The 22,389-nt window shown below is 73.3% G+C and carries 22 protein-coding genes; 12 read left to right on the top strand and 10 right to left on the bottom strand.

Going from position 1 to position 22,389, the window contains the following annotated elements; all coding sequences use genetic code 11:
- Positions 1 to 422 precede the first annotated feature (422 nt).
- Both ACFIF2_RS21395 and ACFIF2_RS21390 read left to right on the top strand, forming a co-directional pair.
- A complete protein-coding gene (locus ACFIF2_RS21395; RefSeq protein WP_395574796.1) occupies positions 423 to 2,801 on the top strand; it encodes a SpoIIE family protein phosphatase in 2,379 nt (792 codons plus the stop codon).
- A 129-nt stretch (positions 2,802 to 2,930) separates the two neighbouring features.
- Complete coding sequence (locus ACFIF2_RS21390) at positions 2,931 to 3,620, top strand: DUF4232 domain-containing protein (protein WP_395574795.1); 690 nt, start codon at positions 2,931 to 2,933, stop codon at positions 3,618 to 3,620.
- 15 nt (positions 3,621 to 3,635) lie between these two features.
- Here ACFIF2_RS21390 and ACFIF2_RS21385 read toward each other — a convergent pair whose 3' ends face one another.
- Together ACFIF2_RS21385 and ACFIF2_RS21380 are read right to left on the bottom strand one after the other, a co-directional pair.
- Entirely contained in the window at positions 3,636 to 4,604 is a 969-nt protein-coding gene (locus ACFIF2_RS21385) for an aldo/keto reductase (protein ID WP_395574794.1), read from the bottom strand.
- 76 nt (positions 4,605 to 4,680) lie between these two features.
- Positions 4,681 to 5,214: a flavoprotein gene (locus ACFIF2_RS21380; protein ID WP_395574793.1), complete on the bottom strand. Its 534-nt coding sequence runs from the start codon at positions 5,212 to 5,214 to the stop codon at positions 4,681 to 4,683.
- 146 nt (positions 5,215 to 5,360) lie between these two features.
- Between ACFIF2_RS21380 and ACFIF2_RS21375 the strand changes: the two genes are divergently transcribed.
- Entirely contained in the window at positions 5,361 to 5,810 is a 450-nt protein-coding gene (locus ACFIF2_RS21375; protein ID WP_395574792.1) for a nitroreductase family deazaflavin-dependent oxidoreductase, read from the top strand.
- A gap of 64 nt (positions 5,811 to 5,874) precedes the next feature.
- On the opposite strand, the gene ACFIF2_RS21370 is transcribed toward ACFIF2_RS21375, so the two are convergent.
- Entirely contained in the window at positions 5,875 to 6,795 is a 921-nt protein-coding gene (locus ACFIF2_RS21370; protein WP_395574856.1) for a cation diffusion facilitator family transporter, read from the bottom strand.
- Between the two features lie 244 nt (positions 6,796 to 7,039).
- On the opposite strand from ACFIF2_RS21370, the gene ACFIF2_RS21365 reads away from it, so the two are divergent.
- Together ACFIF2_RS21365 and ACFIF2_RS21360 are read left to right on the top strand one after the other, a co-directional pair.
- Positions 7,040 to 8,065 (top strand): glutathione S-transferase family protein, encoded by a 1,026-nt coding sequence (locus ACFIF2_RS21365; protein ID WP_395574791.1) that lies wholly within the window; start codon positions 7,040 to 7,042, stop codon positions 8,063 to 8,065.
- A 77-nt stretch (positions 8,066 to 8,142) separates the two neighbouring features.
- A complete protein-coding gene (locus ACFIF2_RS21360) occupies positions 8,143 to 8,445 on the top strand; it encodes a DUF4235 domain-containing protein (protein ID WP_395574790.1) in 303 nt (100 codons plus the stop codon).
- A gap of 56 nt (positions 8,446 to 8,501) precedes the next feature.
- Here the strand turns inward: ACFIF2_RS21360 and ACFIF2_RS21355 are convergent, their stop codons facing one another.
- Positions 8,502 to 8,897 (bottom strand): VOC family protein, encoded by a 396-nt coding sequence (locus ACFIF2_RS21355; protein ID WP_395574789.1) that lies wholly within the window; start codon positions 8,895 to 8,897, stop codon positions 8,502 to 8,504.
- Positions 8,898 to 9,234: 337 nt separating this feature from the next.
- Here ACFIF2_RS21355 and ACFIF2_RS21350 point away from each other — a divergent pair, with 337 nt between their 5' ends.
- Complete coding sequence (locus tag ACFIF2_RS21350) at positions 9,235 to 10,266, top strand: 7-epi-alpha-eudesmol synthase (protein WP_395574788.1); 1,032 nt, start codon at positions 9,235 to 9,237, stop codon at positions 10,264 to 10,266.
- Between the two features lie 126 nt (positions 10,267 to 10,392).
- On the opposite strand, the gene ACFIF2_RS21345 is transcribed toward ACFIF2_RS21350, so the two are convergent.
- The 5 genes from ACFIF2_RS21345 to ACFIF2_RS21325 are packed head-to-tail and all read right to left on the bottom strand — an operon-like array spanning position 10,393 to position 14,779.
- On the bottom strand, positions 10,393 to 11,640 hold the full coding sequence (locus tag ACFIF2_RS21345) for a cytochrome P450 (protein ID WP_395574787.1): 1,248 nt from the start codon (positions 11,638 to 11,640) through the stop codon (positions 10,393 to 10,395).
- A complete protein-coding gene (locus ACFIF2_RS21340) occupies positions 11,637 to 12,242 on the bottom strand; it encodes a GTP-binding protein (RefSeq protein WP_395574786.1) in 606 nt (201 codons plus the stop codon). Before ACFIF2_RS21340 ends, ACFIF2_RS21345 begins: the two co-directional genes overlap by 4 nt.
- Positions 12,223 to 12,594 carry a DUF742 domain-containing protein gene (locus ACFIF2_RS21335; RefSeq protein WP_395574785.1) on the bottom strand — a complete coding sequence of 124 codons (372 nt, stop codon included), beginning with the start codon at positions 12,592 to 12,594 and terminating at the stop codon, positions 12,223 to 12,225. Before ACFIF2_RS21335 ends, ACFIF2_RS21340 begins: the two co-directional genes overlap by 20 nt.
- On the bottom strand, positions 12,591 to 13,001 hold the full coding sequence (locus tag ACFIF2_RS21330) for a roadblock/LC7 domain-containing protein (protein WP_019327713.1): 411 nt from the start codon (positions 12,999 to 13,001) through the stop codon (positions 12,591 to 12,593). The genes ACFIF2_RS21335 and ACFIF2_RS21330 overlap by 4 nt, the downstream gene beginning before the upstream one ends.
- A gap of 5 nt (positions 13,002 to 13,006) precedes the next feature.
- Complete coding sequence (locus ACFIF2_RS21325) at positions 13,007 to 14,779, bottom strand: ATP-binding protein (protein ID WP_395574784.1); 1,773 nt, start codon at positions 14,777 to 14,779, stop codon at positions 13,007 to 13,009.
- A gap of 253 nt (positions 14,780 to 15,032) precedes the next feature.
- On the opposite strand from ACFIF2_RS21325, the gene ACFIF2_RS21320 reads away from it, so the two are divergent.
- Both ACFIF2_RS21320 and ACFIF2_RS21315 read left to right on the top strand, forming a co-directional pair.
- Positions 15,033 to 15,983 carry an NADP-dependent oxidoreductase gene (locus ACFIF2_RS21320; protein ID WP_395574783.1) on the top strand — a complete coding sequence of 317 codons (951 nt, stop codon included), beginning with the start codon at positions 15,033 to 15,035 and terminating at the stop codon, positions 15,981 to 15,983.
- Between the two features lie 178 nt (positions 15,984 to 16,161).
- The gene (locus ACFIF2_RS21315; RefSeq protein ID WP_395574782.1) at positions 16,162 to 16,551 is read left to right on the top strand and encodes an anti-sigma factor antagonist; all 390 of its coding nucleotides are present in this window, start codon (positions 16,162 to 16,164) and stop codon (positions 16,549 to 16,551) included.
- Here the strand turns inward: ACFIF2_RS21315 and ACFIF2_RS21310 are convergent.
- Positions 16,517 to 17,470, bottom strand: coding sequence for a ribose-phosphate diphosphokinase (locus ACFIF2_RS21310; RefSeq protein WP_395574781.1), 954 nt, complete (start codon positions 17,468 to 17,470; stop codon positions 16,517 to 16,519). The genes ACFIF2_RS21315 and ACFIF2_RS21310 overlap by 35 nt on opposite strands.
- A 191-nt stretch (positions 17,471 to 17,661) precedes the next feature.
- Here ACFIF2_RS21310 and otr(A) point away from each other — a divergent pair, with 191 nt between their 5' ends.
- The 4 genes from otr(A) (at position 17,662) to ACFIF2_RS21290 (ending at position 22,361) form a co-directional block, all read left to right on the top strand.
- A complete protein-coding gene (gene otr(A), locus ACFIF2_RS21305; protein WP_395574780.1) occupies positions 17,662 to 19,551 on the top strand; it encodes a tetracycline resistance ribosomal protection protein Otr(A) in 1,890 nt (629 codons plus the stop codon).
- Positions 19,552 to 19,657: 106 nt separating this feature from the next.
- Positions 19,658 to 20,320, top strand: a complete 663-nt coding sequence (locus tag ACFIF2_RS21300; RefSeq protein WP_395574779.1) for a DUF4230 domain-containing protein — start codon at positions 19,658 to 19,660, stop codon at positions 20,318 to 20,320.
- Positions 20,321 to 20,407: 87 nt separating this feature from the next.
- Positions 20,408 to 20,947 carry a VanZ family protein gene (locus ACFIF2_RS21295; RefSeq protein ID WP_395574778.1) on the top strand — a complete coding sequence of 180 codons (540 nt, stop codon included), beginning with the start codon at positions 20,408 to 20,410 and terminating at the stop codon, positions 20,945 to 20,947.
- Positions 20,948 to 21,113: 166 nt separating this feature from the next.
- Complete coding sequence (locus ACFIF2_RS21290) at positions 21,114 to 22,361, top strand: ricin-type beta-trefoil lectin domain protein (RefSeq protein WP_395574777.1); 1,248 nt, start codon at positions 21,114 to 21,116, stop codon at positions 22,359 to 22,361.
- The last annotated feature ends 28 nt before the right edge of the window (positions 22,362 to 22,389 follow it).

Raw genomic sequence — 22,389 nt, 5'->3', positions numbered from 1 at the left:
GTCTGGGCTCCTCGGGGGAGGGACGGGTGGCGCTCACGTCGACAGGAGCGCTCCGGGTGAATGGGAGCGCTCCCAAACGCGGTCGCCCGCCATGCTTGTGGCAGACATGACACCCCGTCAACGGTCCGGACACGACTGATTCCCCCTCCGCGAGCCCTTCGCGGCCCCCCTCATGACCCCCTCGTGACCCGGAAACAATCACAACCGATCGCCGACAGACAGCTTCTGACGTCCCGCCACACGAGCCCGGCAACGCCGCAGAAAGCCCTTTCCGTCCCGGGTGGCACGGCAGTCCGGCGTCTTACGCGCCGCCCTCGCCTACCCGGACCCGGTCGATCGGGTCCGCGCGGAGCCCGGACGCACTAGGCTGGGATCCAGGTGACGCGCTGTTCACTGTGGGTGTGCGCAATGGAGTGGCGACGATGAGTCCGGTCAACCCGTTCGACGATGCCGCCACCGCCCGCGCGGTCGTCGACGCGTCCGGCACCCTGCGGGAGTGGAACGAGGGCGCCCGCCTGCTGCTGGGCCACCCGTCCGCCGAGGTCGTGGGACGGCCCGCCGCCGGTCTGCTGGCCGACGGCCACGGGGGCACCCCTCCCGGACCCGGCGAGGACCGGTGGAACGGCACCCTGGCTCTGCGCCACCGCGACGGGCACACCGTGACCGTGTGGGTGCTCGCCCACCGCAGACCGGCGCCGGACGACGGCCCGGGCACCTGGCTCGCCGTCGCGCCGCTGGACCGAGGCCCCGACCACCCGGACGACCCGCTGGTCAGAGCGGCCCTCACCCAGTCCCCGTGCGCCACGATGATCTTCGACGACCGGCTCCGGCTGCGCGGTGCCAACGACGCCATGGCCCGGCTCATCGGACTGCCGGCCGACCGCCTGAGGGGTCTGCGGCCCACCGACCTCGGCAGCCGGCCCCGCAACGCCGAGCTGGAGCAGCGCCTGCGGCAGGTGCTCGACACCGGCCGCGGGTACGACATGCACACCCACCTCCAGGCCACCGGCGAGAGCCGCGCCCACGCCTGGCACGCCCGTATCGCGCCCCTCACGGACGCCGAGGGCCGGGTGCGCGGGGTCTGTGTGAGCGCCCACGACTTCACCGAGCAGCACCTCGCCCGGGAGCGGCTGCACCTGGTCAACGAGGCCAGCGTGCGCATCGGCACCACGCTCGACGTGACCCGCACGGCCCAGGAACTGGCGGACGTGTGCGTCCCTACGCTCGCCGACTTCGTGAGCGTCGACCTGCTGGACCCCCAGGAGCACGGCGACGAGCCCCCCGCCGTGCCCGCGCCGCCGGTCGGCCTGCGCCGCGCCGCCCACCGGTCGGTCAACGCGGGCGCCCCGGAGGCGGTGGCCCGGCCGGGGCAGCTGGACTTCTACCCCGCGGGCTCGCCCCAGGCCGACTGCCTGGTCGCGGGCCGCGCGATCGTCGCCGCGGTGCCCTCCGGGGACCTGGAGCGGTGGCGCGCGTGGGACCCCGTACGCGTCCGGCGGGTGGAGGAGTACGGCATCCACGCCACGATGTCCGTCCCCCTCCAGGCCCGCGGCACCACCCTCGGCGTCGCGGTCTTCACCCGGTTCCGGCGGCCGTACCCCTTCACGGACGACGACCGGCTGCTGGCCGAGGAGGTCACCGCCCGCGCCGCCGTCTGCATCGACAACGCCCGCCGCTACTCCCGCGAGCGCGAGACGACCCTGACCCTCCAGCGCAGCCTGCTCCCCCGCTGGCTGCCGCCCACCGCCGCGGTGGAGGCCGCCTCCCGCTACCTCCCGGCGGCGCGCTCGGGCGTCGGCGGCGACTGGTTCGACGTCATCCCGCTGTCCGGGATGCGGGTCGCCATGGTCGTCGGGGACGTCGTCGGCCACGGCATCCAGGCCTCGGCCACCATGGGCCGGCTGCGCACCGCCGTCCGCACCCTCGCCGACATCGACCTGCCGCCCGACGAGCTGCTCACCCACCTCGACGACCTGGTGGTCCGCCTCTCCGAGGAGTCCGGCGACGAGGGCACGGGCGAGGTCGGCGCCACCTGCCTGTACGCGGTGTACGACCCGGTGTCGCGGCGCTGCTCCCTGGCCAGGGCCGGGCATCCGCCGCCCGTCCTGCTCCCGCCCGACGGGCCGCCCGCGCTGGTCGAGCTGCCCTCGGCACCCCCGCTGGGCGTGGGCGGGCTGCCGTTCGAGTCGGCCGAGCTGGAACTGCGCGAGGGCAGCGTGCTGGCGTTCTACACCGACGGGCTGGTCGAGAGCCGGGACCGGGACGCCGAGGCAGGTCAGGCACTGCTCCGCGAGGCGCTGGCGGCGCCCGGCCGGTCCCTGGACGCGCTGTGCGACCGGGTGCTGCACGCCCTGCTCCCCTCGGGCGGCGCCGCCGACGACGTGGCCCTGCTGCTGGCGCGTTCCCGGGGGCTGCCCGCCGGCCAGGTCGCCACCTGGGACATCCCGGCCGACCCGTCGCTGGTCGCGCCCGTCCGCAAGCAGGTCGTCGAGCAGCTGTCCTCGTGGGCCCTGCTGGAGGCGTCCTTCACCGCCGAGCTGGTGGTGAGCGAGCTGGTGACGAACGCCATCCGGTACGGCTCCCCGCCCATCCGGCTGCGGCTGATCCACGACGCGTCGACGCTGATCTGCGAGGTCTCCGACACCAGTCACACCGCGCCGCACCTGCGCCGGGCCAGGACCTGGGACGAGGGCGGCCGCGGTCTGCTGCTGGTGGCCCAGCTCACCCAGCGCTGGGGCAGCAGGCACACGGCCGAGGGCAAGACGATCTGGGCGGAGCTGGGCCTGCTCGACGAGGAGTGAGCCCGGAGGCGGACGGGCGCGCGCCCCTCGTTTCCCGGCCCGTGGGGCGGGACACTCGAAGCTCACGGCGTACGGCGCCGCCCCGCGCGCCGGTCCGTGCGCGAGACCCGACGGGAGTGTGGAGAAGCGATGGCGAACACGTCCCAGCCCGTACGCCGCACGGCCCTGTTCGCGAGCGGCGTCGCGCTGCTCGGCCTGCTGGGCGCCTGCGGCACCGAGAACGGTACGTCGAGCGCCCCGCGGCCCACCGAGGCACCGCGCACGACCGCCCCGGGCGACGGCACCAAAACCCCGCGCACGAGCCCTCCGGGCGACGGCACCCGCGCCCCGACCGCGCCCGCGGTCACCACCGCGCCCAGCGACACCGCCGGTTCCGCCTCCGCCTCCGCCCGCACCGACGGCCGCTGCCGCACCGCCGAACTGCGCGCCGCCGTCGGCCGCGTCGACCCGGGGGCCGGGCAGCGCAACTTCCCCGTCGTGCTGACCAACACCTCCGACCGCACCTGCACCCTGTACGGCTATCCGGGCGCCGCCTTCGTGGACGCGTCCGGCGGGCAGCTGGGCCCGGACCCCGACCGCGCGCCCTCCTCCCCCGGGACGGTCACGCTGACGCCGGGGTCGAGCGCGTGGGCGGGGCTGTCGTTCTCCAGTCCGCAGATCAGCGGTGCCCGCACCGCCACCCCGGCCGCGCTGCTCGTCACGCCCCCGGACGAGCACGACCCGATCGAGGTGCGGTGGACGGCCGGTGAGGTCCCGGTGGGCGGCGGCGACGCGTCGTCGGTGTCCGTCACCGCCCTGGAACCCGGGACCGGCCCCTGAGCGGGCGGCCGGTGATCAGTGGCCGGCGATCGGGTGCGGCGTGTAGGGCCGCTCCAGTTCCTCGGTCTCCTTGTCGGTGAGGGTCAGTTCGACGGCCGCCACGGCGTCCTCGAGGTGCCCGGGCCTCGACGCCCCGACGATCGGCGCGCTCACGGTGTCCTGGTGCAGCAGCCAGGCGAGGGCCACCTGGGCCCGCGGCACCCCGCGCTCGCCGGCGATGCGGGTGACGGCGTCGACCACCGCGCGGTCGCCCTCCTGGTACAGCGTGCTGCCGAAGTCGTCGGCGGCGCTGCGCTCGGTGGCGGTGTCCCAGTCGCGGGTGAGCCGGCCGCGGGCGAGCGGGCTCCAGGGCAGCACTCCGACGCCCTGGTCCGCGCACAGGGGCAGCATCTCGCGCTCCTCCTCGCGGTAGAGGAGGTTGTAGTGGTTCTGCATCGACACGAACTTCGTCCAGCCGTGCCGCTCGGCGGTGTACTGCATCTTGGAGAACTGCCACGCGTACATCGAACTGGCCCCGATGTAGCGGACCTTGCCCGCCCTGACCAGGTCGTGCAGGGCCTCCATCGTCTCCTCGACCGGCGTGTGCGGGTCGAAGCGGTGGATCTGGTAGAGGTCGACGTAGTCGGTGCCCAGCCGCCTGAGGCTGTGGTCGATCTCGGTCATGATCGCCTTGCGGGAGAGTCCGGCACCGTTCGGCCCCGGGCGCATCCGGCCGTTCACCTTGGTCGCGAGCACGACGTCGTCCCGGCGGGCGAAGTCGCCGAGCGCCTTGCCGACGATCTCCTCGCTGGTGCCGTCGGAGTAGACGTTGGCCGTGTCGAAGAAGGTGACGCCGGCCTCCAGCGCCTGCCGGATCAGCGGACGCGACGCCTCCTCGTCGAGGGTCCACTCGTGCGTGCCGCGGTCGGGAGCCCCGTACGTCATGCAGCCCAGGCAGACCCGTGACACGTCCAGGCCCGTCGAACCGAGCTTCACGTACTGCATCGTTGCTGCTCCTGTCTTCGGGATCATCGCTGCCAGGGCGAGCGTACGTCTTCGCGCGGACTCGAAGCCGGGGCGGTCAGCGCGGTCCGAGCAGGTCCAGCGCCCGCTCCCAGCCGAACTCCGGGCCGGTGCCGCCCTGCTGCTCCTGCCCGGCGTACGGGTCGCCGAAGCGCACGCCCATCGCGCTCAGCCGCGCCAGGCTCTCCCGGTACGCGGGGTGGGACGCCAGCGCGTCGGCCACGCACGGCAGGACGGCGACGGGGACGCCGAGTCCGCACGCCTCGCACAGGGTGGCCACGGCGAGGGTGTCGGCCAGGCCGGCGGCCCACTTGTTGACGGTGTTGAAGGTGGCGGGGGCGACCACGACGGCGTCCGGCGCCGGGAAGGGCCGCGGGTCGCCGGGACGGCGCCAGGCGGAGCGGACGACACGGCCGGTCCGCGCCTCGACGGCGGCGACGTCGAAGAAGCCGTCCATGGCGACCGGTGTCGCGAAGACGCCGGCCTCCCAGCCGCGCTCCTGCGCGGCGGTGATCAGCTCGTCCACCCCGGCGGCCACGCCTGCGGCGCAGACGACGACGTAGAGGAAGGGTTTCTCCGCCTGTTCGCTCACCCGGGAACCCTACTCGGGTGGGCGCGGCCCGCGGGAAGGACCGGCGTATCCGTGTGATCCGCGGGGGAACGGTAAGGATGGATCTCGCACCGGCCGGTGCGAGCACGGTGCGAGTCAGTCGTACGACGCGAGATGGGACGGATGCCATGCCTCTTGAGGGCGAGTACGAACCCAGCCCGACGCAGTGGGTGCGCGAACAGGTCGAGCTGTACGAGAGCTCGGGCGGCACGAAGGGCACGACCCTGTTGGACACCGGCATGCCGGTGATCGTGCTGACCACCCGCGGCGCGCGCAGCGGGAAGATCCGCAAGACGCCGCTGATGCGCGTCGAGCACGAGGGCCGGTACGCCGTGGTGGCGTCCCTGGGCGGGGCGCCCAAGCACCCCGTCTGGTACCACAACGTGAAGTCCGACCCCCACGTCGAGCTCCAGGACGGCCCGGTGAAACAGGACATGACGGCCCGTGAGGTGACGGGCCCGGAGAAGGCCGAGTGGTGGGAGCGTGCCGTGGCGGCCTATCCGCCGTACGCGGACTACCAGGAGAAGACGGACCGGGAGATCCCGGTCTTCGTCCTGGAACCGGCCGACGCCGGCTGAACCGGGCGCCGGGAAGTCTCCCGGATCCGCGTGCATGGACCGACGCGGGCCGGGAACACGTGGGTCAGGCCCCGCCGCGTTCCCCCGTCGCGGCGGGGCTTCGTGCCGTCTCCCGCGCGAGCCGGTCGGTGACGTCGAGGAAGATCTGGTCCGCCTCGGGAACGGTGCGCGCGATCGACCTCTTGATGCGCACGGCGACCTCCTCCACCCGCTCGCTGTCCAGGCCCGGCACCAGATCGACGCGGGCGGCCACGAGGGTGGAGTCGAGGCCCGTCTTCATCGTGAACAGCGCCTCGACGCTGTCGATCTCCGGCTGGGCCCGCAGCAGCGACCGGATCCGTCCGCTGGACTCCGCGTCGGCGGCCTCGCCGATCAGCTGGTCCCGGGCCTCGCGGCCCAGCCGGTAGGCCACGTACACGAGCAGTGCGCCGATCGCGAGTGACGCGCAGGCCTCCCAGACCACCTGACCGGTGACCATGTGCAGGACCATGCCGGTCATGGCGAGGGTCACGCCGAGCACCGCGGTGCCGTCCTCGGCGACGACCGTGCGCAGGGCCGGGTCGCGCAGACCGGCGGAGAGTCCGCCCTGGCCCCGCACCTGGTGCAGGGCGCGCAGCAGGGAGCCGCCCTCGGCGAGCAGGGCGACGCCGAGCACGATCAGCCCGGCCACGTAGCCGCCGAGTTCCTCCTGGGCGCCGGTGCGCAGGGCCTCGACACCTTGGTAGAAGGAGAAGCAGCCGCCCATGACGAAGATGCCGACGGCCGCCAGCAACGACCAGAAGAACCGTTCCTTGCCGTAGCCGAAGGGGTGTTTGCGGTCGGCGGGGCGGCGGCTGCGGCGCAGCGCGGCGAGGAGGAAGACCTCGTTCATGCTGTCGGCCACCGAGTGCGCCGCCTCCGACAGCAGCGCCGGCGATCCCGCGAGCAGGCCGCCCACCGCCTTGGCCACGGCGATCACCAGGTTGGCCGCCAGGGCCACCAGCACGGTGACGCGGGTACGGCGGTCCGCCGCGTCCTCGGCGTTCTCCTCCGCGTTCTCCTCGGTCGTACGCGCTTCCGGCTCCCCGGTGGTCCGGTCCGGCTGGTCCTTCGACACTGTCCCACTCACGAGGGGCCGACTGCCCCCGCCCGCGTGGCTCACACCCGCCTTGTGGGTGGCCCACCAGTGCCGACGGCCGAAAACGGGGAACGCGTCCCTGAAGACACACGCACAACGGGAAGGCGGGCCCATGAGCGGCGACGGCGGAACGCCCGGGAACAGCGGTTACGGCAGGAAGGCGTTCAAGCGGTCCAAGAGCCACTTCGCGGACCGGATCACCGCGGACGGCCGGGACGGCTGGCCGGTGGAGCCGGGCCGCTACCGGCTGGTGGTGAGCCGGGCCTGTCCCTGGGCCAGCCGCGCCCTGGTCTCCCGCCGGCTGCTCGGCCTGGAGGACGCCCTGTCCCTGGCCGTCGCCGATCCGATCCAGGACGACCGCAGCTGGCGTTTCACGCTGGACCCCGACGGCCGCGACCCGGTGCTCGGCATCCGCTACCTCAGTGAGGCCTACGACCGGCGGGAGACCGGCTACCCGGGCGGGGTGAGCGTGCCCGCGGTCGTGGACGTGCCGAGCGGGAAGCTGGTCACCAACGACTACCAGCAGATCACCCTGGACCTCGCGACCGAGTGGACGTCCCTGCACCGTCCCGGCGCCCCCGACCTGTATCCGGACGCCCTGCGCGACGAGATCGACGAGGTGATGGCGGGCGTCTACGAGGACGTCAACAACGGCGTGTACCGGGCCGGCTTCGCCACCGGCCAGGAGGAGTACGAGGCCGCGTGCGCGGGCGTGTTCCGCCGTCTGGAGCAGTTGGCACCCCGACTGGAACGGCAGCGGTACCTGGTCGGTGACACGATCACGGAGGCGGACATCCGGTTGTTCACCACCCTGGTCCGTTTCGACGCCGTCTATCACGGCCACTTCAAGTGCAACCGCTGGAAGCTGACGGAGAACGCGGTGCTGTGGGGGTACGTGCGCGACCTGTTCCAGACGCCCGGCTTCGGCGACACCGTCGACTTCGACCACATCAAGCGCCACTACTACCAGGTGCACACCGGCATCAACCCGACCGCCGTCGTACCCCTGGGACCCGACCTGTCCGGCTGGCTCACGCCCCATCACCGGCAGGAACTGGGCGGCCGGCCGTTCGGCGACGGGACACCCCCTCAGCCGGTCCGCGCCGACGAGGCGGTCCCGGGGCGGGGCAGGCCCTGACCGTACGACCGGGCCGGACACCGCATCCGCGGGCCGGCCGGTCGCCGATTCACATCATCGAACGCAAGGAGACATCCGTGGGCAAGAAAAAGAAGAAGACGCTCCCCCTCGCCTACAAGCCCGTCGGCTTCGTGCTGGGCTGGGCGGGCGGCGCGCTGGCCGGAATGGCCTTCCAGAAGACCTGGAAGGTGATCCGGCACGAGGACGACGCGCCCGACGCGCTGGACCCGGACCGCGGCTGGGGTGAGATCCTGCTGGCCGCCGCGATCCAGGGGGCCATCTTCGCCGCCGTGCGCAGCGCCGTGGACCGGACGGGCGCCAAGGCCATCGAGCGTTCGACCGGCGTCTGGCCGGTGGGCGAAAAGGGCGGACGCGACTGACCGCACGGGGCGGCGCCCCCGCCCCGACGCCCCCCGACGGCACCCGGCAGCGGGCCCTACCCCTGCTTGGGTGCCGTCGGTGTGAGGGCGCCGCGGACGGTGAAGGAGTGGCCGGCCGGGTCGGAGAAGCCGCGCTCCTCGTGCGGCCCGGCGGGGTCCTTGGCCTCCAGCGGGCGTCCGCCGAGGCCCACGATCCCGCGCTCGGCCGCGTCCAGGTCGTCCACCACGAAGTCCAGGTGGACCTGGAGCGAGTTCTCGGGGCGGGGCCAGCTCGGCGGGGTCGCGTTGACGTCCCGCCGGAACGCCATGCGCATCCCGCTGGGCCCTTCGATCTCGACCCGGTTCGCGGTCACCTCGGTCTCTTCCGCGCCGAGCAGACTCTTGTAGAACTCGGCGAGCTTCTCGGGCTCGGCGCAGTCGAGCACCACGACGCCCGCGTTGACCAGTGCCATGTCTCCTCCGAAGGATTCCGGGCGCTGGGCCGTCGTGCCCCGTGCCCTCTGTCCTTGCGGATATCCCGGTCAGGCGGAATCAGTCGGCCGCCAACCACCGTCCGTCACGCGTCAGTTCGGCTGGACAGCGGGCCGGGAGTGTACGCGGCCGACGGGGCGCGAGCCGTAACCAAGATCACGAACGGCCGCCGTGTAGATCATTTGGGGCCGGGGCAGCCTCGTAACGCCTCTCGGTTCGACTTTCGGACCGGGAAGCCCAGTTCGAGTGTGCGGGCGGTCGCGGCCGCCCGCTCGCAGGGCGGGGGGACTCTGCGTTCCGCTCCCCGAAAGGAAGCACATGCCTCAGGACGTCCGGTTCGACCTCCCCTTCGACACCCCCGTCAGCCCGTATCTGGCCCAGGCCCGCGCCCGGCACCTGCGCTGGGTGCGCGAGCGGGGGCTGGTGCGCAGCCGGGCCGGTTTCGAGGAGTACGAGTCCTGGGACCTCGCGCAGGCGGCGGCCCGCACCTATCCCCACGCGTCGGCGGACGACATGGTCGTGCTGATGAACTGGTTCTCCCTGGCCTTCCTCTTCGACGACCAGTTCGACGCCGCCCGCCCGGACCGCGCGGAACGCATAGCGGAGGTGGCGCGGGAGCTCATCGCCACCCCGCTGCGCCCGGCCGGGACGCCGCCGAGGGTGGAGTGCCCCATCACGCTGGCCTGGGCCGAGGTCTGGAAGCGCCTCTCGGATGGCATGTCCCTGACCTGGACGTCGCGGTTCGCCGCGTCCTGGGGGCGTTTCCTGGTCGCGCACTGCGAGGAGGTCGACCTGGCTGCCCGCGGCCGGGCGGGGAGCCTCGGACTGGACGCGTACACGGTCTTCCGGCGCCGTACGGTCGGCATCCACCACAGCATCGACGCGGGCGAGCGCAGCCGTGGCTTCGAGGTGCCCGCCGCGGCGATGGCGCATCCGCTGATGGAGCGGATGCGGGACCTGGCCGCGGACACCATCGGGTTCATGAACGACGTCCACTCCTTCGAGCGCGAGCGCCGCCGCGGGGACGGACACAACCTCATCGCGGTACTGCACCGGGAGCGGGGCTGCTCGTGGCGGGAGGCCGCCGCCGAGGCGCACCGGATGACCACCGCCCGTCTCGACGAGTACCTCGCCCTGGAGGCCCGGGTGCCGCGGATGTGCGACGAGCTGGGGCTGGACGCGGACGAGCGGGCGCGGGTGGCGATGGGGGTGGAGGCCATCCAGCACTGGATCAGCGGCAACTACGAGTGGGCGCTGACCACCGGCCGCTACGCGGCGGACAAGGAGGGTCCGGTGGCCACGGCGGAACTGGCCGGGCGGGGTTCGGTGGACGACCTGCTCGCCGTGTGAGACGGGCGCGTCGCCCGGCCGGAGTGCTCCGGCCGGGCGACGACGCGGTGCGGCTCCGCACCTCCCGGCCCGCTTCTCCCACCTCCGTGCCGCGCCACAGCCGTCCGTGCCGCAGCCGTCCGTGCCTCAGACCGTGAACTCCACCGGCAGGCTGTCCAGCCGTGACTCCCAGGTGGAGGCCGTGGAGGTGAGGTCGGCCGGCGGCACGGCCAGGCGCAGGCCCGGGAGGCGGTGCAGCAGGACGTCGACGGCGGTCTCGATGATGGCCTGGCCGATGTTCTGGCCCGGGCACTCGTGCGGGCCGGAACTGAAGGCGAGGTGCGAGGCGTTGCCCTGGACCGAGACGCCGGTGTCGGGGCGGATGTCGGGGTCGCGGTTGCCGGCCGCGAGGCCCAGCACCAGCAGGTCGCCCTCCTTGACCGGGCAGCCGCCGAGTTCCAGGTCGGCGGTGGCGAAGCGGCCCGGCAGCACGGCGAGCGGCGGGGAGTTCCACATCACCTCCTCCACGACCGTGGACAGGTTCAGCTGCCCGCTGACCAGTCCGGAGAGCCAGGACGTGTCGGCCAGGACCAGTTGGAGCGTGCGGGCCAGCAGGTTGCTGGTCGTGGTGTGGGCGGTGATCAGCACCAGACGCAGGTGGTTGACGATCTCGTCCTCGTCCAGGCCGGCGGGGTGCCCGATGAGACCGGAGGCGAAGTCGGAGCCGGGCTCCGCGCGCTTGCGCTCGGCGAGTTCGCCGAGGATGCCCATGATGCGCTCGTTGTGCGCGAGGGCGTCCGCGCCGCCCTTGATCACCTGGTTGCTGGACTCGGCGAGGGTGCGCCCTTCCCGCTCGGCGAGGCCGAAGACCCGGGTGAGGACCAGCATGGGCAGGTACTCGGCGAAGTCGGCCACCAGGTCGGCGCGGCCCGCGTCGGCGAAGGCGTCGATCTGCTTGTTCGCGAAGTGCGTGACGTGCCGGCGGATGCCCCGGCCGGCCACGGCGTACAGGTTGTCGGTCACCGCCCCCCGCAGCCGGCGGTGCGGTTCGCCGTCCTGGGAGACGCAGTCGGGGCGCCAGCCCACCATCTGCGTCAGCGGCGACGTCGCCTCGACGCGGCCGTCCCGGAAGTCCCGCCAGATCCGCGAGTCGCGGCTGAACTGGAGGGGGTTGTCCAGCACCCGCCGGTTCTCCCGGTACCCGAGCACCAGCCAGGCGGGCACGTCCCCTTCGAGCAGCACCGGCGCGACGGACCCGTGTTCCTCGCGCAGCCGCGCGTAGATGGCGTGCGGGTCGGTCGCCGCGTCGGGTCCGTAGAGCCGGGTGGCTCCCCCGCCCCGGGCGACGGGGCACCCGCCTCCGGGGGCGCCGGACGGGGTGGGGTCGTCGTTCATCGGGGCTCCAGGGCGGCGGCCGAGCGGTCCTTCAGATGCCGTATCAGGGTGACGAGCACATCGCGGCTGGCGGCGCGGTCGCGCGCGTCGAAGGCGACGACCGGCGTGTGCGGGGGGATGTCCAGGGCGTCCCGGATCTCCTCGACGGGGTAGTCGCGGGAGTCGGGGAAGACGTTGAGGGCGATGACGAAGGGGACCTTCTGCCGCTCCATCTCCTCGATCGCCCGGAAACTGGAGGCCAGCCGCCGGGTGTCCACCAGGACGACCGCGCCGAGCGCACCCTTGAACAGGCCGTTCCACAGGAACCAGAACCGTTCCTGCCCCGGGGTGCCGAACAGGTACAGCATCAGCGTGTCGTTGAGACTGATCTTGCCGAAGTCCAGGCTGACCGTGGTCTGCGTCTTGTCGGCGACGCCGATGAGGCGGTCGACGTCGGCGCTGGCCTGGGTGAGGGTCTCCTCGGTGGTCAGCGGCTTGATGTCGCTGACGGACCGGACCATGGTGGTCTTGCCCGTGCCGAAGCCGCCGGCGATCATCACCTTCACCGAGCGGGTGTCCCCGGACGTCGGTGACCCCGGTCGGTCAAAGCCTTTCAAGTCCACTGAGTACCTCCTCAAGGAGCGCGAGGTCGGGCCCGCGGCCGGCGTCGTGCGCCGGGATGGGATCACGGGCTTCGACGCTGCCCGCCTGGAGCAGGTCGGACAGCAGCACCGCGAGAATGTTGAACGGCAGGTCGAGATGGGCGCCGAGCTCGGCCACCGACAGCGGCTCGCGGCAACGCCTCAGGATCTCCTCGTGCTCGTGCTGCATGCCCGGTGAGGGAGCGGCACGGGAGACGACGAGGGTCGCCACGTCGAGGGTCGCCGCCGGACCGCCCGGCCCGCTGCGCCCTCCGGTGAGGACGTAGTAGCGCTCGAGACCGGACGGATCGGCCGGCCGGCGGGGAGCACTCATCCAGAGTGCTCCTCCTGGCGCGGAGTGGTGCCGAGGAGTTCACCCATCCTGCGGGCCAGGTCGCGCATCTGATGGCCCAGCAGGCCCTGGTCGAGACCCTCGCGGGCGAGGACGCCGAGGTACGTCTCCAGGCCCGCGCGCACGACGAAGAGGTGCCCGCCGTCGACCTCGATCATCGCCAGCCGCAGTTGCCCCGCGTGCTGCGGGAACTGCTCCGCGACCGGCTGGGCCAGCGCCTGCAGTCCGGCCACCACGGCGGCGAAACGGTCCACGTCGTCGGGGTCTTCGGCGCCGTAGGAGGTGATGGCCTTGCCGTCGCTGGAGGCCACGAGGGCGAAGCGGATCTCCTGGATGCTCTCCACAAGGTCGCGGAGCGCCCAGCTCACGTCGGTTCCCTGGTGCGTCATGGGGACTAGTCGCTCTCTTCAGTGCGGTGCTCGGTGGACGCGCCACCGGTGGTCGTGTCAGGGGCGTCGGCGGTCCCGGGCGGGGACGCGCCGGCCGCCGCGCCCGGCTCGCGTCCGGCGGTGGCGAACGCGGCGAGGCCGGCGAAGGAGGCGTCGGGCGGTACGGCGGCGACGGCGCCCCGGTCCGCCGGGCGGGCCCGGTCGGCGTACGGGTCGGACCCGGCGGGGCGGGAGGGGGTGGCGGGGCGGGGAGGAGCGGCCGGCTCGTCGCGCCTGCTGCGGCGCCGGGGCAGGCCGCCCGGGGTGGTCTCACCGCCGTCGCCGCCCTCGGGTGCCGGGGCGCCGGCCGGGTGCGGGGCCTGGCCCGGTCCGGGTGCCGGAGCCTCGGTGGCGGGCGGTGTCACGGGGGCCTCAGGAGCCTGCGGGCCGCTCGTGGCGGCCGGCAGCGGGCTGAAGTACTTGTGGGGTACGACGACCACGACGGAGGTGCCCAGCCACGGCGAGTCGGCGAAGGTCACCCGGATGCCGTAGCGGCGGGCGAGCGCGCCGACGACGCGCAGGCCGATGTTGGCGTCCTCCGAGATGCCGCCGAGTCCCGCGCCCGGCGAGGTGCCCGCGAGGGCGTGTTGGGCCTCGCGCTTCTTCTCCTCGCTCAGGCCCTTGCCGGAGTCCTGGATCTCGATGCCGACACCGTTGGGGACCTCCTTGCCGGAGACGACCACCGGCTCGGTGGGCGGCGAGTAGCGCGCCGCGTTGTCCAGCAGATGGGCGAAGACCAGCGTGAGGTGGTCCACCAGACCGCCGTCGACGCCCAGTTCGGGCAGGTGGCGCACCTGGACGCGGTGGAAGTCCTTGATCCGGCCGATGCCGCCGCGCATCACGCTCAGCAGGCGCTGGGGTTCCTGCCACTGCCGGCCCGGACGGTCGGAGCCGCCGAGCACGCCGATGCTGGCGGCGAGGCAGTCGGCGGGGCCGATGGCCTGGTCGAGTTCCATCAGGCCCCGGGCGACGGCGGGCAGCCGTCCGTGCTCGCCCTGCAGCTCGTGCAGACGGCCACGGAGTTTGCTGGTCAGCACGTGGATGCGGTTGCCCACACCGATGACGGCCTGCTCCGCGGAGGTCGAGCGGTCGAACTCCGCCTCGATCCCGATCAGGGCGGTCCTGAGGACCTTGCGCAGTTCCGCCTGGAGGTCGGCGCCGACCTTCGCGCACTGCTCGACGGTCGGCAGGATGTCGTCGATGGCGTCACCGGCGCGCAGCCTGCGCATGGCGTCGGGCAGCTGTTCGTCGGCGAGCCGGGCGACCGCCGCCGACTGGTGGCTCAGCCGCTCCTGCCAGGCCTCGCTCTGCTCGGCGAGGCGGTCCTCACCGATCCTGGCCTGCTCGGCCAGACGGTCCTCGCAGGTCCGGGTCTGCTCCGCCAGCCGGTCCTCGTACGCCTGCGCCTGCTCGGTGAGCCGTGCCTCCAGGGCGGCGCGCTCGGCGGCGAACGTCCGCTCCAGGCCGGCCACGTGCCGCTGCCACTGCTGGGAGTGCTCGGTCTGCCCGGCGCGGTGGGCCTGCTCCGCCCGGTCCAACCGGGTCCGGGTGCGCAGCAGGAGGCGTACGCACAGGGTGCCGGCCGCCGTCGCCGCCGCACCGGCGACGGCCACGGTTATTCGCTCCGTGCTCATGAACGTGGCGGCCACCGTCCCGCCTCCCAGGCCCAGTGGCATCAGCCACCAGCTGTACCAGGCGACGGGGGCCCGCGCCGCCGGTGGCGGAGTGGCGAGTTCCATCTGCATCCTTCGAAGCAATCGAACGGGGGGTGTGCAACCGGGGGAGGTGTGCATGGGGACCGCACTCATGAGTACGCACCGCGAGCGACCCGACGCGATCGTGTCAACTCGCAGCGCCGCCAAGGAGCTTATCCGTTGGGAAGGCTAAAAGATCAATTTCGCGGCCCGGCGGAAGTGAGGATTCCGTCACGCTCCGCCAGGGGGCGGACGCACGGTTTCCCCGACGTGGCGGAGCACGGCAGGCTGGGTGACCATGAGCGACGTGAACACCATGCGAGCCATCAGCCAGGACGCCCTCGGCGGTCCCGAGGTCCTGAGAGAAGTACGGGTCGAGCGCCCTGATCCGCGCCCCAACGAGGTGCTCGTGCGGGTGCATGCGGCCGGGGTCAACCCGACCGACTGGAAGCACCGGGCCAACGGCGGCTTCCTCGGCGAGCCGCCCTTCGTGCTGGGGTGGGACGTCTCGGGGGTGGTCGAGGCCGTGGGCATCGGCGTCGCCGCGTTCCGGCCCGGCGACGAGGTCTTCGGCATGCTCTCCTATCCCTTCGGCCACGGCTCCCACGCGCAGTTCGTGACGGCTCCCGCGCGCACCTTCACGCACAAGCCGGCCGGCGTCGACCACGTCCAGGCGGGCGCGCTGCCGCTGGTCTCGCTGACCGCGTGGCAGGCGCTGGTGGAGCGGGCCGAGGTACGGCCGGGACAGCGGGTGCTGATCCACGCGGCGGCCGGCGGTGTGGGCCACGTGGCGGTGCAGATCGCCAAGGCCCGGGGAGCCCACGTGATCGGCACCGCGAGCGCCGGGAAGCACGAGTTCCTGCGGTCCCTCGGCGCGGACGAGACGGTGGACTACCGGGAGACCGACTTCGCCGAGGCGGTGAAGGACGTCGACGTCGTCCTGGACACGATCGGCGGCGACACCTCCCTGCGCTCGCTGCGGGTGCTGCGCCCGGGCGGGGTGGTGGTGTCGATCCTGCCGGTCGGGCCGGACGACTTCTACGAGGAGGCCGAGCGGCTCGGCGTGCGGGCGGTGCGGATGCTGGTCGACGCCGACCGGGCGGACCTGCGGGAGATCTCCGCCCTGGTCGAGGCGGGGAAGCTGCGGGCGACGATCGCCCGGACGTTCCCGCTGGCCGACGCGGCCGAGGCGCACGCGCTCGGCGAGACCGGCCGCACCACGGGCAAGCTGGTCCTCGTGGTCGACTGAGTAATCGGGTGTGAGATTTCGATGACATATGTCAAATGAACATGCTCAAATTCGCTCGATCGGGGTAACTTCCCGAGCAGTGGTGGCAGTTCGGCAGGTAGTCGAAGACGGGCAGCCGGGCACGCGCGGTCGAGCAGGCGCGGTCGAGCACTCGGAACAGGCTGGAAGCGAGGTCGTCGTGCGGCAGGAATCCGCGTCGCCCACCCGGCACCTGCGCGTGCGCCGCGACCGCGGGCACACGGTGCTGGAGTTCCACGGCGAGATCGACATCGCCTCGGCCGCGGAGATCGCCCCGCTCCTGGACCGGGAGACGGAGCGCCCCGACGCCCTGGTCGTCCTCGACCTGAGCGGGATCGAGTTCTTCGACTGCTCCGGCCTGCGGCTGCTGTACCGGGCCCGCAGCCGGGTGCTCGACCGGGGCGGGCGGGTGCACCTGGTGTGCGCCCACCCGCTCACCCTGCGCATGATCCGGATCGCCGGCCTGGCCCGGCTCCTGCCGCCCCGGCCGACCCTGGAGGAGGCGCTCGGCGCCGTCAGCCCGCCGGCGGGGCGTCGAACAGGGCGCTGACCGACTCGCCGTTGTGGATGCGGCGCACGGCCTCGGCGAGCGCGGGGGCGATGGACAGGATCCGCAGCTTGTCCGTGTGGTCGCCGGCCGGCACCGGCACGGTGTTGGTGCACACGATCTCCAGCACGTCCGGCTGCTCACTGAGCCGCGCGAGGGCTCCGGCCGCGAACAACCCGTGCGTGCACGCGAGGCGGATGGTGCGCGGCCCGGCCTCCCGCAGCCGGTCGAGGAGTTCCAGCACCGTGCTGCCCTTGGCGATCTCGTCGTCGAGCACGATGACGTCGCGCCCGGCGACGTCCCCGATCACGGCGCTGATGCTGACCCGGTCGTCGGCGTACCGCTGCTTGGCGCCGGCCGCGACCCGGGCGCCCAGCATCCGGGCGAAGGCGGCGGCCTCCTTGGCGTTGCCGAGGTCCGGGGAGACCACGGTGGTGCGGGACAGGTCGTAGCGCCCGAAGTGCGCGGCCAGTTCGCGCAGCGCGTGCAGGTGGTCGACCGGCACCGGGAAGAACCCGTGCACCTGCGGCGAGTGCAGGGTCATGGCGAGGACCCGGCTCGCGCCCGCCGCCACCAGCAGGTCCGCCACCAGGCGACCGCCGAGCGAGATGCGGGGCGCGTCCTTCTTGTCGGAGCGGGCGTAGGAGTAGTGCGGCATGACGACGGTGATGCGGCCGGCCGACGCCCCGCGGGCCGCGTCGCACATCAGCAGCAGCTCGACGAGGTGTTCCTGGACCGGCTTGACCAGGGGCTGGACCAGGAAGACGTCACGCTCCCGGCAGTTGGCCTTCAGCTGCACCTCCAGGCAGTCGTTGGCGAACCGGCTGACCCGGGTGGGGCTGAGGGGCACACCCAGCTGCGCGCAGACCTCCTCGGCCAGCTCGGGGTGGGCACTACCGCTGAACACGGCGATGTCTCGCACGGACCGCTCCTCGCGTGATCGTGTCCGGCCGGGGCCTCCAGCTTACGGAAAACCGGTTGCGGCCCCGGCGGGGCCGGGCGCCATGATGACGGCGTCCGTCGTCCCTCAGGTCAGGATCCCTCCCATGCGCCGACTCCTCGACATCACCCAGTGCCCCTTCCGGCCCACGGTCATCGAGGACTCGCCCCCGCATGCAGCAGACCCCGCACGCCCCGCACACCCTGAACATCGGCATCCTGGCCCACGTCGACGCCGGTAAGACCAGCCTCACCGAACGGCTCCTGTTCGACCACGGCGCCGTCGACCGGCTCGGCAGCGTCGACGCCGGCGACACCCGGACGGACGACGGCGGGATCGAGCGCCGCCGGGGCATCACCATCCGCTCCGCCGTCGCCGCGTTCACCGTCGGCGACACCCAGGTCAACCTGATCGACACGCCGGGCCACTCCGACTTCATCGCCGAGGTCGAACGCGCCCTGGAGGTCCTGGACGGCGCGGTGCTCCTGCTGTCCGCCGTGGAGGGCGTACAGGCGCGCACCCGGGTGCTGATGCGCACCCTGCGCCGGCTGCGGCTGCCCACGCTGGTGTTCGTCAACAAGGTCGACCGGGCGGGCGCGCGTCCCGACGCCCTGCTCGCCGACGTCCGGCGCCTGCTGACGCCGCACGTCGCACCGCTCACCGAGGTCACGGGCGCCGGCACCGCGCACGCCCGGGTCACGCGCCGCCCGCCGGACGAAGGGACCGCGCAGGCGCTGGCCGAGGTGGACCCCGGCATCCTCGCCGCTCTCGTGGACGGTCCCGGACCGACCGCCGCGGACCTCGCCGCCGCGCTCGCCGCCCGTACCGCCGACGGCTCCTTCCACCCGCTCCACCACGGCTCCGCACTCGGCGGCCAGGGCGTCGCGGAGCTGGTGGAGGACCTCGTCCGGCTGGTCCCGCCCGCCGCGCCGGGAGCGGGACACCCGTCCCAGCCGCGCGGCACGGTGTTCGCCGTGCGCCCCGGCCCGGGCGGCGAGCGGACGGCGTACCTGCGGCTGTACGACGGTGAGGTGCGCCCGCGTCAGCGGCTGACCTTCCTGCGGCGCGAGGCCGACGGACGGGTCACCGAGGTCTCCGGCCGGGTGACGCGCCTCGACGTGGTCGGGCGGTCCGGGACGCTCACCGCCGGGAACATCGCGGCGCTCACCCTGTCCGGCGGCGCGCGCGTCGGCGACCGGCTCGGCGGGCTGACCGACCGCGCCCCGCAGTTCGCGCCGCCGACGCTCGAGACCCTGGTCCGCGCCCGGCGCCCGGAACAGGCGGCGCCGCTGCGCTCCGCCCTGCTCGCGCTGGCCGACCAGGACCCGCTGCTGCACGCCCGCCCGGCGGCGTCCGGCGCCACGTCCCTGCTCCTGTACGGCGAGGTCCAGATGGAGGTGCTCGCGGCGACGCTGGCCGAGGACTTCGGCATCGAGGCCGAGTTCGCGCCGGGCCGCGTCCGGTTCCTGGAGCGTCCGGCCGGCACCGGCGAGGCGTGGGAGGAGATGCCGTGGCTGGACCGCACCAGGTACTGGGCGACGGTCGGGCTGCGCGTCGAGCCGGGGCCGCGCGGATCGGGCGGCGTCTTCGCCTACGAGACGGAGCTGGGCGCCCTGCCCCGCGCCTTCCACCAGGCCGTCGAGGAGACGGTCCACGCCACGCTGCTGACCGGTCTGACCGGCGCCGAGGTCACGGACTGGCGGGTCACCCTGACCCGTTCCGGGTTCAGCTCCCCGGTGAGCACCGCCGCCGACTTCCGGGGGCTGACCCCGATCGTGCTGCGCCGGGCCCTGCGGCGCGCCGGGACCCTGCTGTACGAGCCGTACCACGCCTTCGAGGCGGAGGTCCCGGCGGACGCGCTGGCCGCGGTGACCGCCCGGCTCGCCGCGCTGGGCGCGGACGTCACCGGTACGACTGGCGGCGGCCCCGCGTGGCTGGTCACCGGCGAACTGCCCGCCCGGCGGGTGCGGGAGGCCGAGCTGGTGCTGCCGGGGCTCACCCGCGGGGAGGCGGTCTGGTCGTCCCGGCCCTGTGCGGACCGTCCGCTGAAGCCGCCGCGCTGAACCGCCGCCCGCGCCCTCCGTGCCCCTCCCCAGGCCCCGGCGCCAACTGCTGCGTCTGGCCCGGGAGATGGGGGGCATGCGGACTCTAGGAAGGAGGGCCGTCGCCATGACGACTCCCGTCAGGAAGCTCCCCGGGCGCGTGCCCGGCTGGGCGAAGGCGCTGGGCGCGCTCGTGCTGGTCCTCGTCGTACTGTTCGCGGGGCTCCGGCTGAGCGTCGTCCCGGGGCTGAAGGACCTGTTCGGCACCGAGACCCAGGACCGTTCGGGCCCCGCGCTGCTCAAGTCCGTCCAGGACATCAGCCGTTACGAGGCCGCCTCCGGCAACTTCCAGGTCGTCGTGGACCTGGAGAAGGACGCCAAGCTGCTGCCCGACGCCATCCGCGGCACCCGCACGCTCTACGTCGGGGCGGGCACCGTCGACGCCTACGTGGACCTCGGCAAGGTGGGCGAGGACGACGTGACCGTCAACGGCGACCGCACCTCGGCCACGCTCCGGCTGCCGCACGCGGCGCTCGGCGAACCGGCCCTCGACCCGGAGCGCTCCTACGCCGTGTCCAAGCAGCGCGGGCTCCTCGACCGCCTCGGCGACCTGTTCTCCGACAACCCGAACGGCGAACAGGCCGTGCAGAAGCTCGCCGCCCGGCACATCGGCGACGCGGCGAAGGACAGCGAGCTCAAGGCGCGGGCCGAGGGCAACACCACGGCGATGCTCAAGGGCCTGCTGCACTCCCTCGGCTTCGAGGAGGTGCGCGTGACCTACGGGTCCTGAAGGGCCGGGGCCGCCCACCCGGGCATCCTCGCCCGTTCCGCGGGTAACCGCTCCGCCACGCCGGGAAGTCGACGACTGGAGAACCGCATGACACGCACCGCCTCGGGGTCGCGCTCCCTACTGCGCCCACGCACCGCCCGTACCGAGAAGCCCGACGCCGACGAGCGGCGTCCGCTCCCCCTGCCGCTGCGCCTGCTGGCCACGCTGTGCGTGTTCGTCTTCATGGTGGCCTTCGCGGTGGTGCTGGCGCGGCTGACGCTGAACCCCTCCCCCGCGTCGGAGGCGCTGACGCACACCAACATGCATCCCGGGCGTTCGCTGAAGGCCTATCTGGACCAGCCGGCCCTGCGGGACGCCGTCAAGCAGATCGGCGGGAACATCCTGCTGGGCGTCCCGTTCGGGGTGCTCGTCCCGGTCGTCGCCCCGCGCACCCGGGGACTGCTGAAGGTACTGCTCCTGACGGCCGTGGTGATGCTGCTGGTCGAGTTCGCGCAGGGCGCCCTGGTCACCGGGCGGGCCTTCGACATCGACGACGTCATCCTCAACACCACGGGCGCGCTGATCGGTTACCTGCTGCTGGGCCGGCGGATGAGCCGCGCGGTGCACGCACGCAAGCCCCGCGCCTGAGACGGGTCGGCGCCCGGGACGGGCCCGGCACCGAGTGAAGTGAGGAGTGGTCCGTACCAAGGTATTGACCACCCCTTACTTCACTACTTGAATCAAGAGGAGACGCCCTTACCCCCCACCTCGGTCGGCGCTCCCTTGTCCGGGACGCCGTACGGAAGGGAGAGCCGTGGCCCGTCCACGCCTGCTCCGCAGATGTCTCCTCGCCGCCGCCCTGTCCGCCGGGCTGGCCGCGTCCCTCGTGACCGGTCCCGCCCGGGCACAACCGGCACCTGCCGAAGCCGCCCCCGCCGCTGCCGCCGCCGTGGCGTTCTCCGACACCTTCGACGGTCCGGCCGGCGCGGCCGTCGACTCCTCGAAGTGGCAGATCGAGACCGGCGACAACGTCAACAACCACGAACGGCAGTACTACACCGCCGGCAACCGGAACGCCGCCCTGGACGGCCAGGGCCACCTGGTCATCACGGCCCGCAAGGAGAACCCGGCCGGCTACCAGTGCTGGTACGGCACCTGCCAGTACACCTCCGCCCGGCTCAACACCTCCGGGAAGTTCACCGCCCAGTACGGGCACGTCGAGGCGCGGATGAAGGTGCCGCGCGGGCAGGGCATGTGGCCCGCGTTCTGGATGCTCGGCACCCCGGTGAACTGGCCGGACTCCGGCGAGATCGACATCATGGAGAACGTCGGGTTCGAGCCCTCCACCGTGCACGGCACGCTCCACGGCCCCGGCTATTCCGGCGCGGGCGGCATCGGCGCCGGCTACACCCTGCCGGGGGGCCGGGCCTTCGCGGACGACTTCCACACCTTCGCCGTCGACTGGGCGCCCGACTCGATCACCTGGTCGGTGGACGGCACGGTCTACCAGCGGCGCACCCCGGCCGACCTGGGCGGGAAGCAGTGGGTGTTCAACCGGCCGTACTTCCTGATCCTCAACCTCGCGGTCGGCGGCTACTGGCCCGGCGACCCGGACGCCTCCACGGTCTTCCCGCAGTCGCTGGTGGTCGACCACGTGTCGGTGACGACGAGCGACTCGGGAGCGGGCGGCGCCATCCGCGGCCTGGCCGGCAAGTGCGTGGACGTCGCCGCGGCGAACTCCGCCAACGGCACCCCCGTCCAGCTCTACGACTGCAACGGCACCGCCGCCCAGCGGTGGACGGTGGGCGCCGACGGCACGGTCCGGGCGCTCGGCAAGTGCCTGGACGTGAGCGGCGGCGGGACGGCGGACGGCACGGCCGTCCAGCTGTGGGACTGCAACGGCAGCGCCGCCCAGCGCTGGGTCCTCACCGCGGCGCGCGACCTCGTCAATCCGCAGGCCGACAAGTGCCTCGACGCCACCGGCAACAGCTCGGCCAACGGCACCCGCCTGCAGATCTGGACGTGCACGGGCGGCGCCAACCAGAAGTGGACGGTCGGCTGAGGCACCCGGGCGGGGGCGGGCGCACGGG

Source organism: Streptomyces sp. BK79 (assembly GCF_044142145.1).
In the GTDB taxonomy this organism is placed as follows: domain Bacteria; phylum Actinomycetota; class Actinomycetes; order Streptomycetales; family Streptomycetaceae; genus Streptomyces.
The sequence above is the reverse complement of the archived record's forward strand: the minus strand, read 5'-3'. Positions and strand labels throughout refer to the sequence as shown.

Bases quoted from the DNA above. Each gene is read 5' to 3' on its own strand.
- ACFIF2_RS21395 (WP_395574796.1), top strand. From the start codon at position 423: ATGAGTCCGGTCAACCCGTTCGACGATGCCGCCACCGCCCGCGCGGTC.
- ACFIF2_RS21390 (WP_395574795.1), top strand. From the start codon at position 2,931: ATGGCGAACACGTCCCAGCCCGTACGCCGCACGGCCCTGTTCGCGAGC.
- ACFIF2_RS21385 (WP_395574794.1), bottom strand. From the start codon at position 4,604: ATGCAGTACGTGAAGCTCGGTTCGACGGGCCTGGACGTGTCACGGGTC.
- ACFIF2_RS21375 (WP_395574792.1), top strand. From the start codon at position 5,361: ATGCCTCTTGAGGGCGAGTACGAACCCAGCCCGACGCAGTGGGTGCGC.
- ACFIF2_RS21365 (WP_395574791.1), top strand. From the start codon at position 7,040: ATGAGCGGCGACGGCGGAACGCCCGGGAACAGCGGTTACGGCAGGAAG.
- ACFIF2_RS21355 (WP_395574789.1), bottom strand. From the start codon at position 8,897: ATGGCACTGGTCAACGCGGGCGTCGTGGTGCTCGACTGCGCCGAGCCC.
- ACFIF2_RS21350 (WP_395574788.1), top strand. From the start codon at position 9,235: ATGCCTCAGGACGTCCGGTTCGACCTCCCCTTCGACACCCCCGTCAGC.
- ACFIF2_RS21345 (WP_395574787.1), bottom strand. From the start codon at position 11,640: ATGAACGACGACCCCACCCCGTCCGGCGCCCCCGGAGGCGGGTGCCCC.
- ACFIF2_RS21335 (WP_395574785.1), bottom strand. From the start codon at position 12,594: ATGAGTGCTCCCCGCCGGCCGGCCGATCCGTCCGGTCTCGAGCGCTAC.
- ACFIF2_RS21330 (WP_019327713.1), bottom strand. From the start codon at position 13,001: ATGACGCACCAGGGAACCGACGTGAGCTGGGCGCTCCGCGACCTTGTG.
- ACFIF2_RS21325 (WP_395574784.1), bottom strand. From the start codon at position 14,779: ATGGAACTCGCCACTCCGCCACCGGCGGCGCGGGCCCCCGTCGCCTGG.
- ACFIF2_RS21320 (WP_395574783.1), top strand. From the start codon at position 15,033: ATGAGCGACGTGAACACCATGCGAGCCATCAGCCAGGACGCCCTCGGC.
- ACFIF2_RS21300 (WP_395574779.1), top strand. From the start codon at position 19,658: ATGACGACTCCCGTCAGGAAGCTCCCCGGGCGCGTGCCCGGCTGGGCG.
- ACFIF2_RS21295 (WP_395574778.1), top strand. From the start codon at position 20,408: ATGACACGCACCGCCTCGGGGTCGCGCTCCCTACTGCGCCCACGCACC.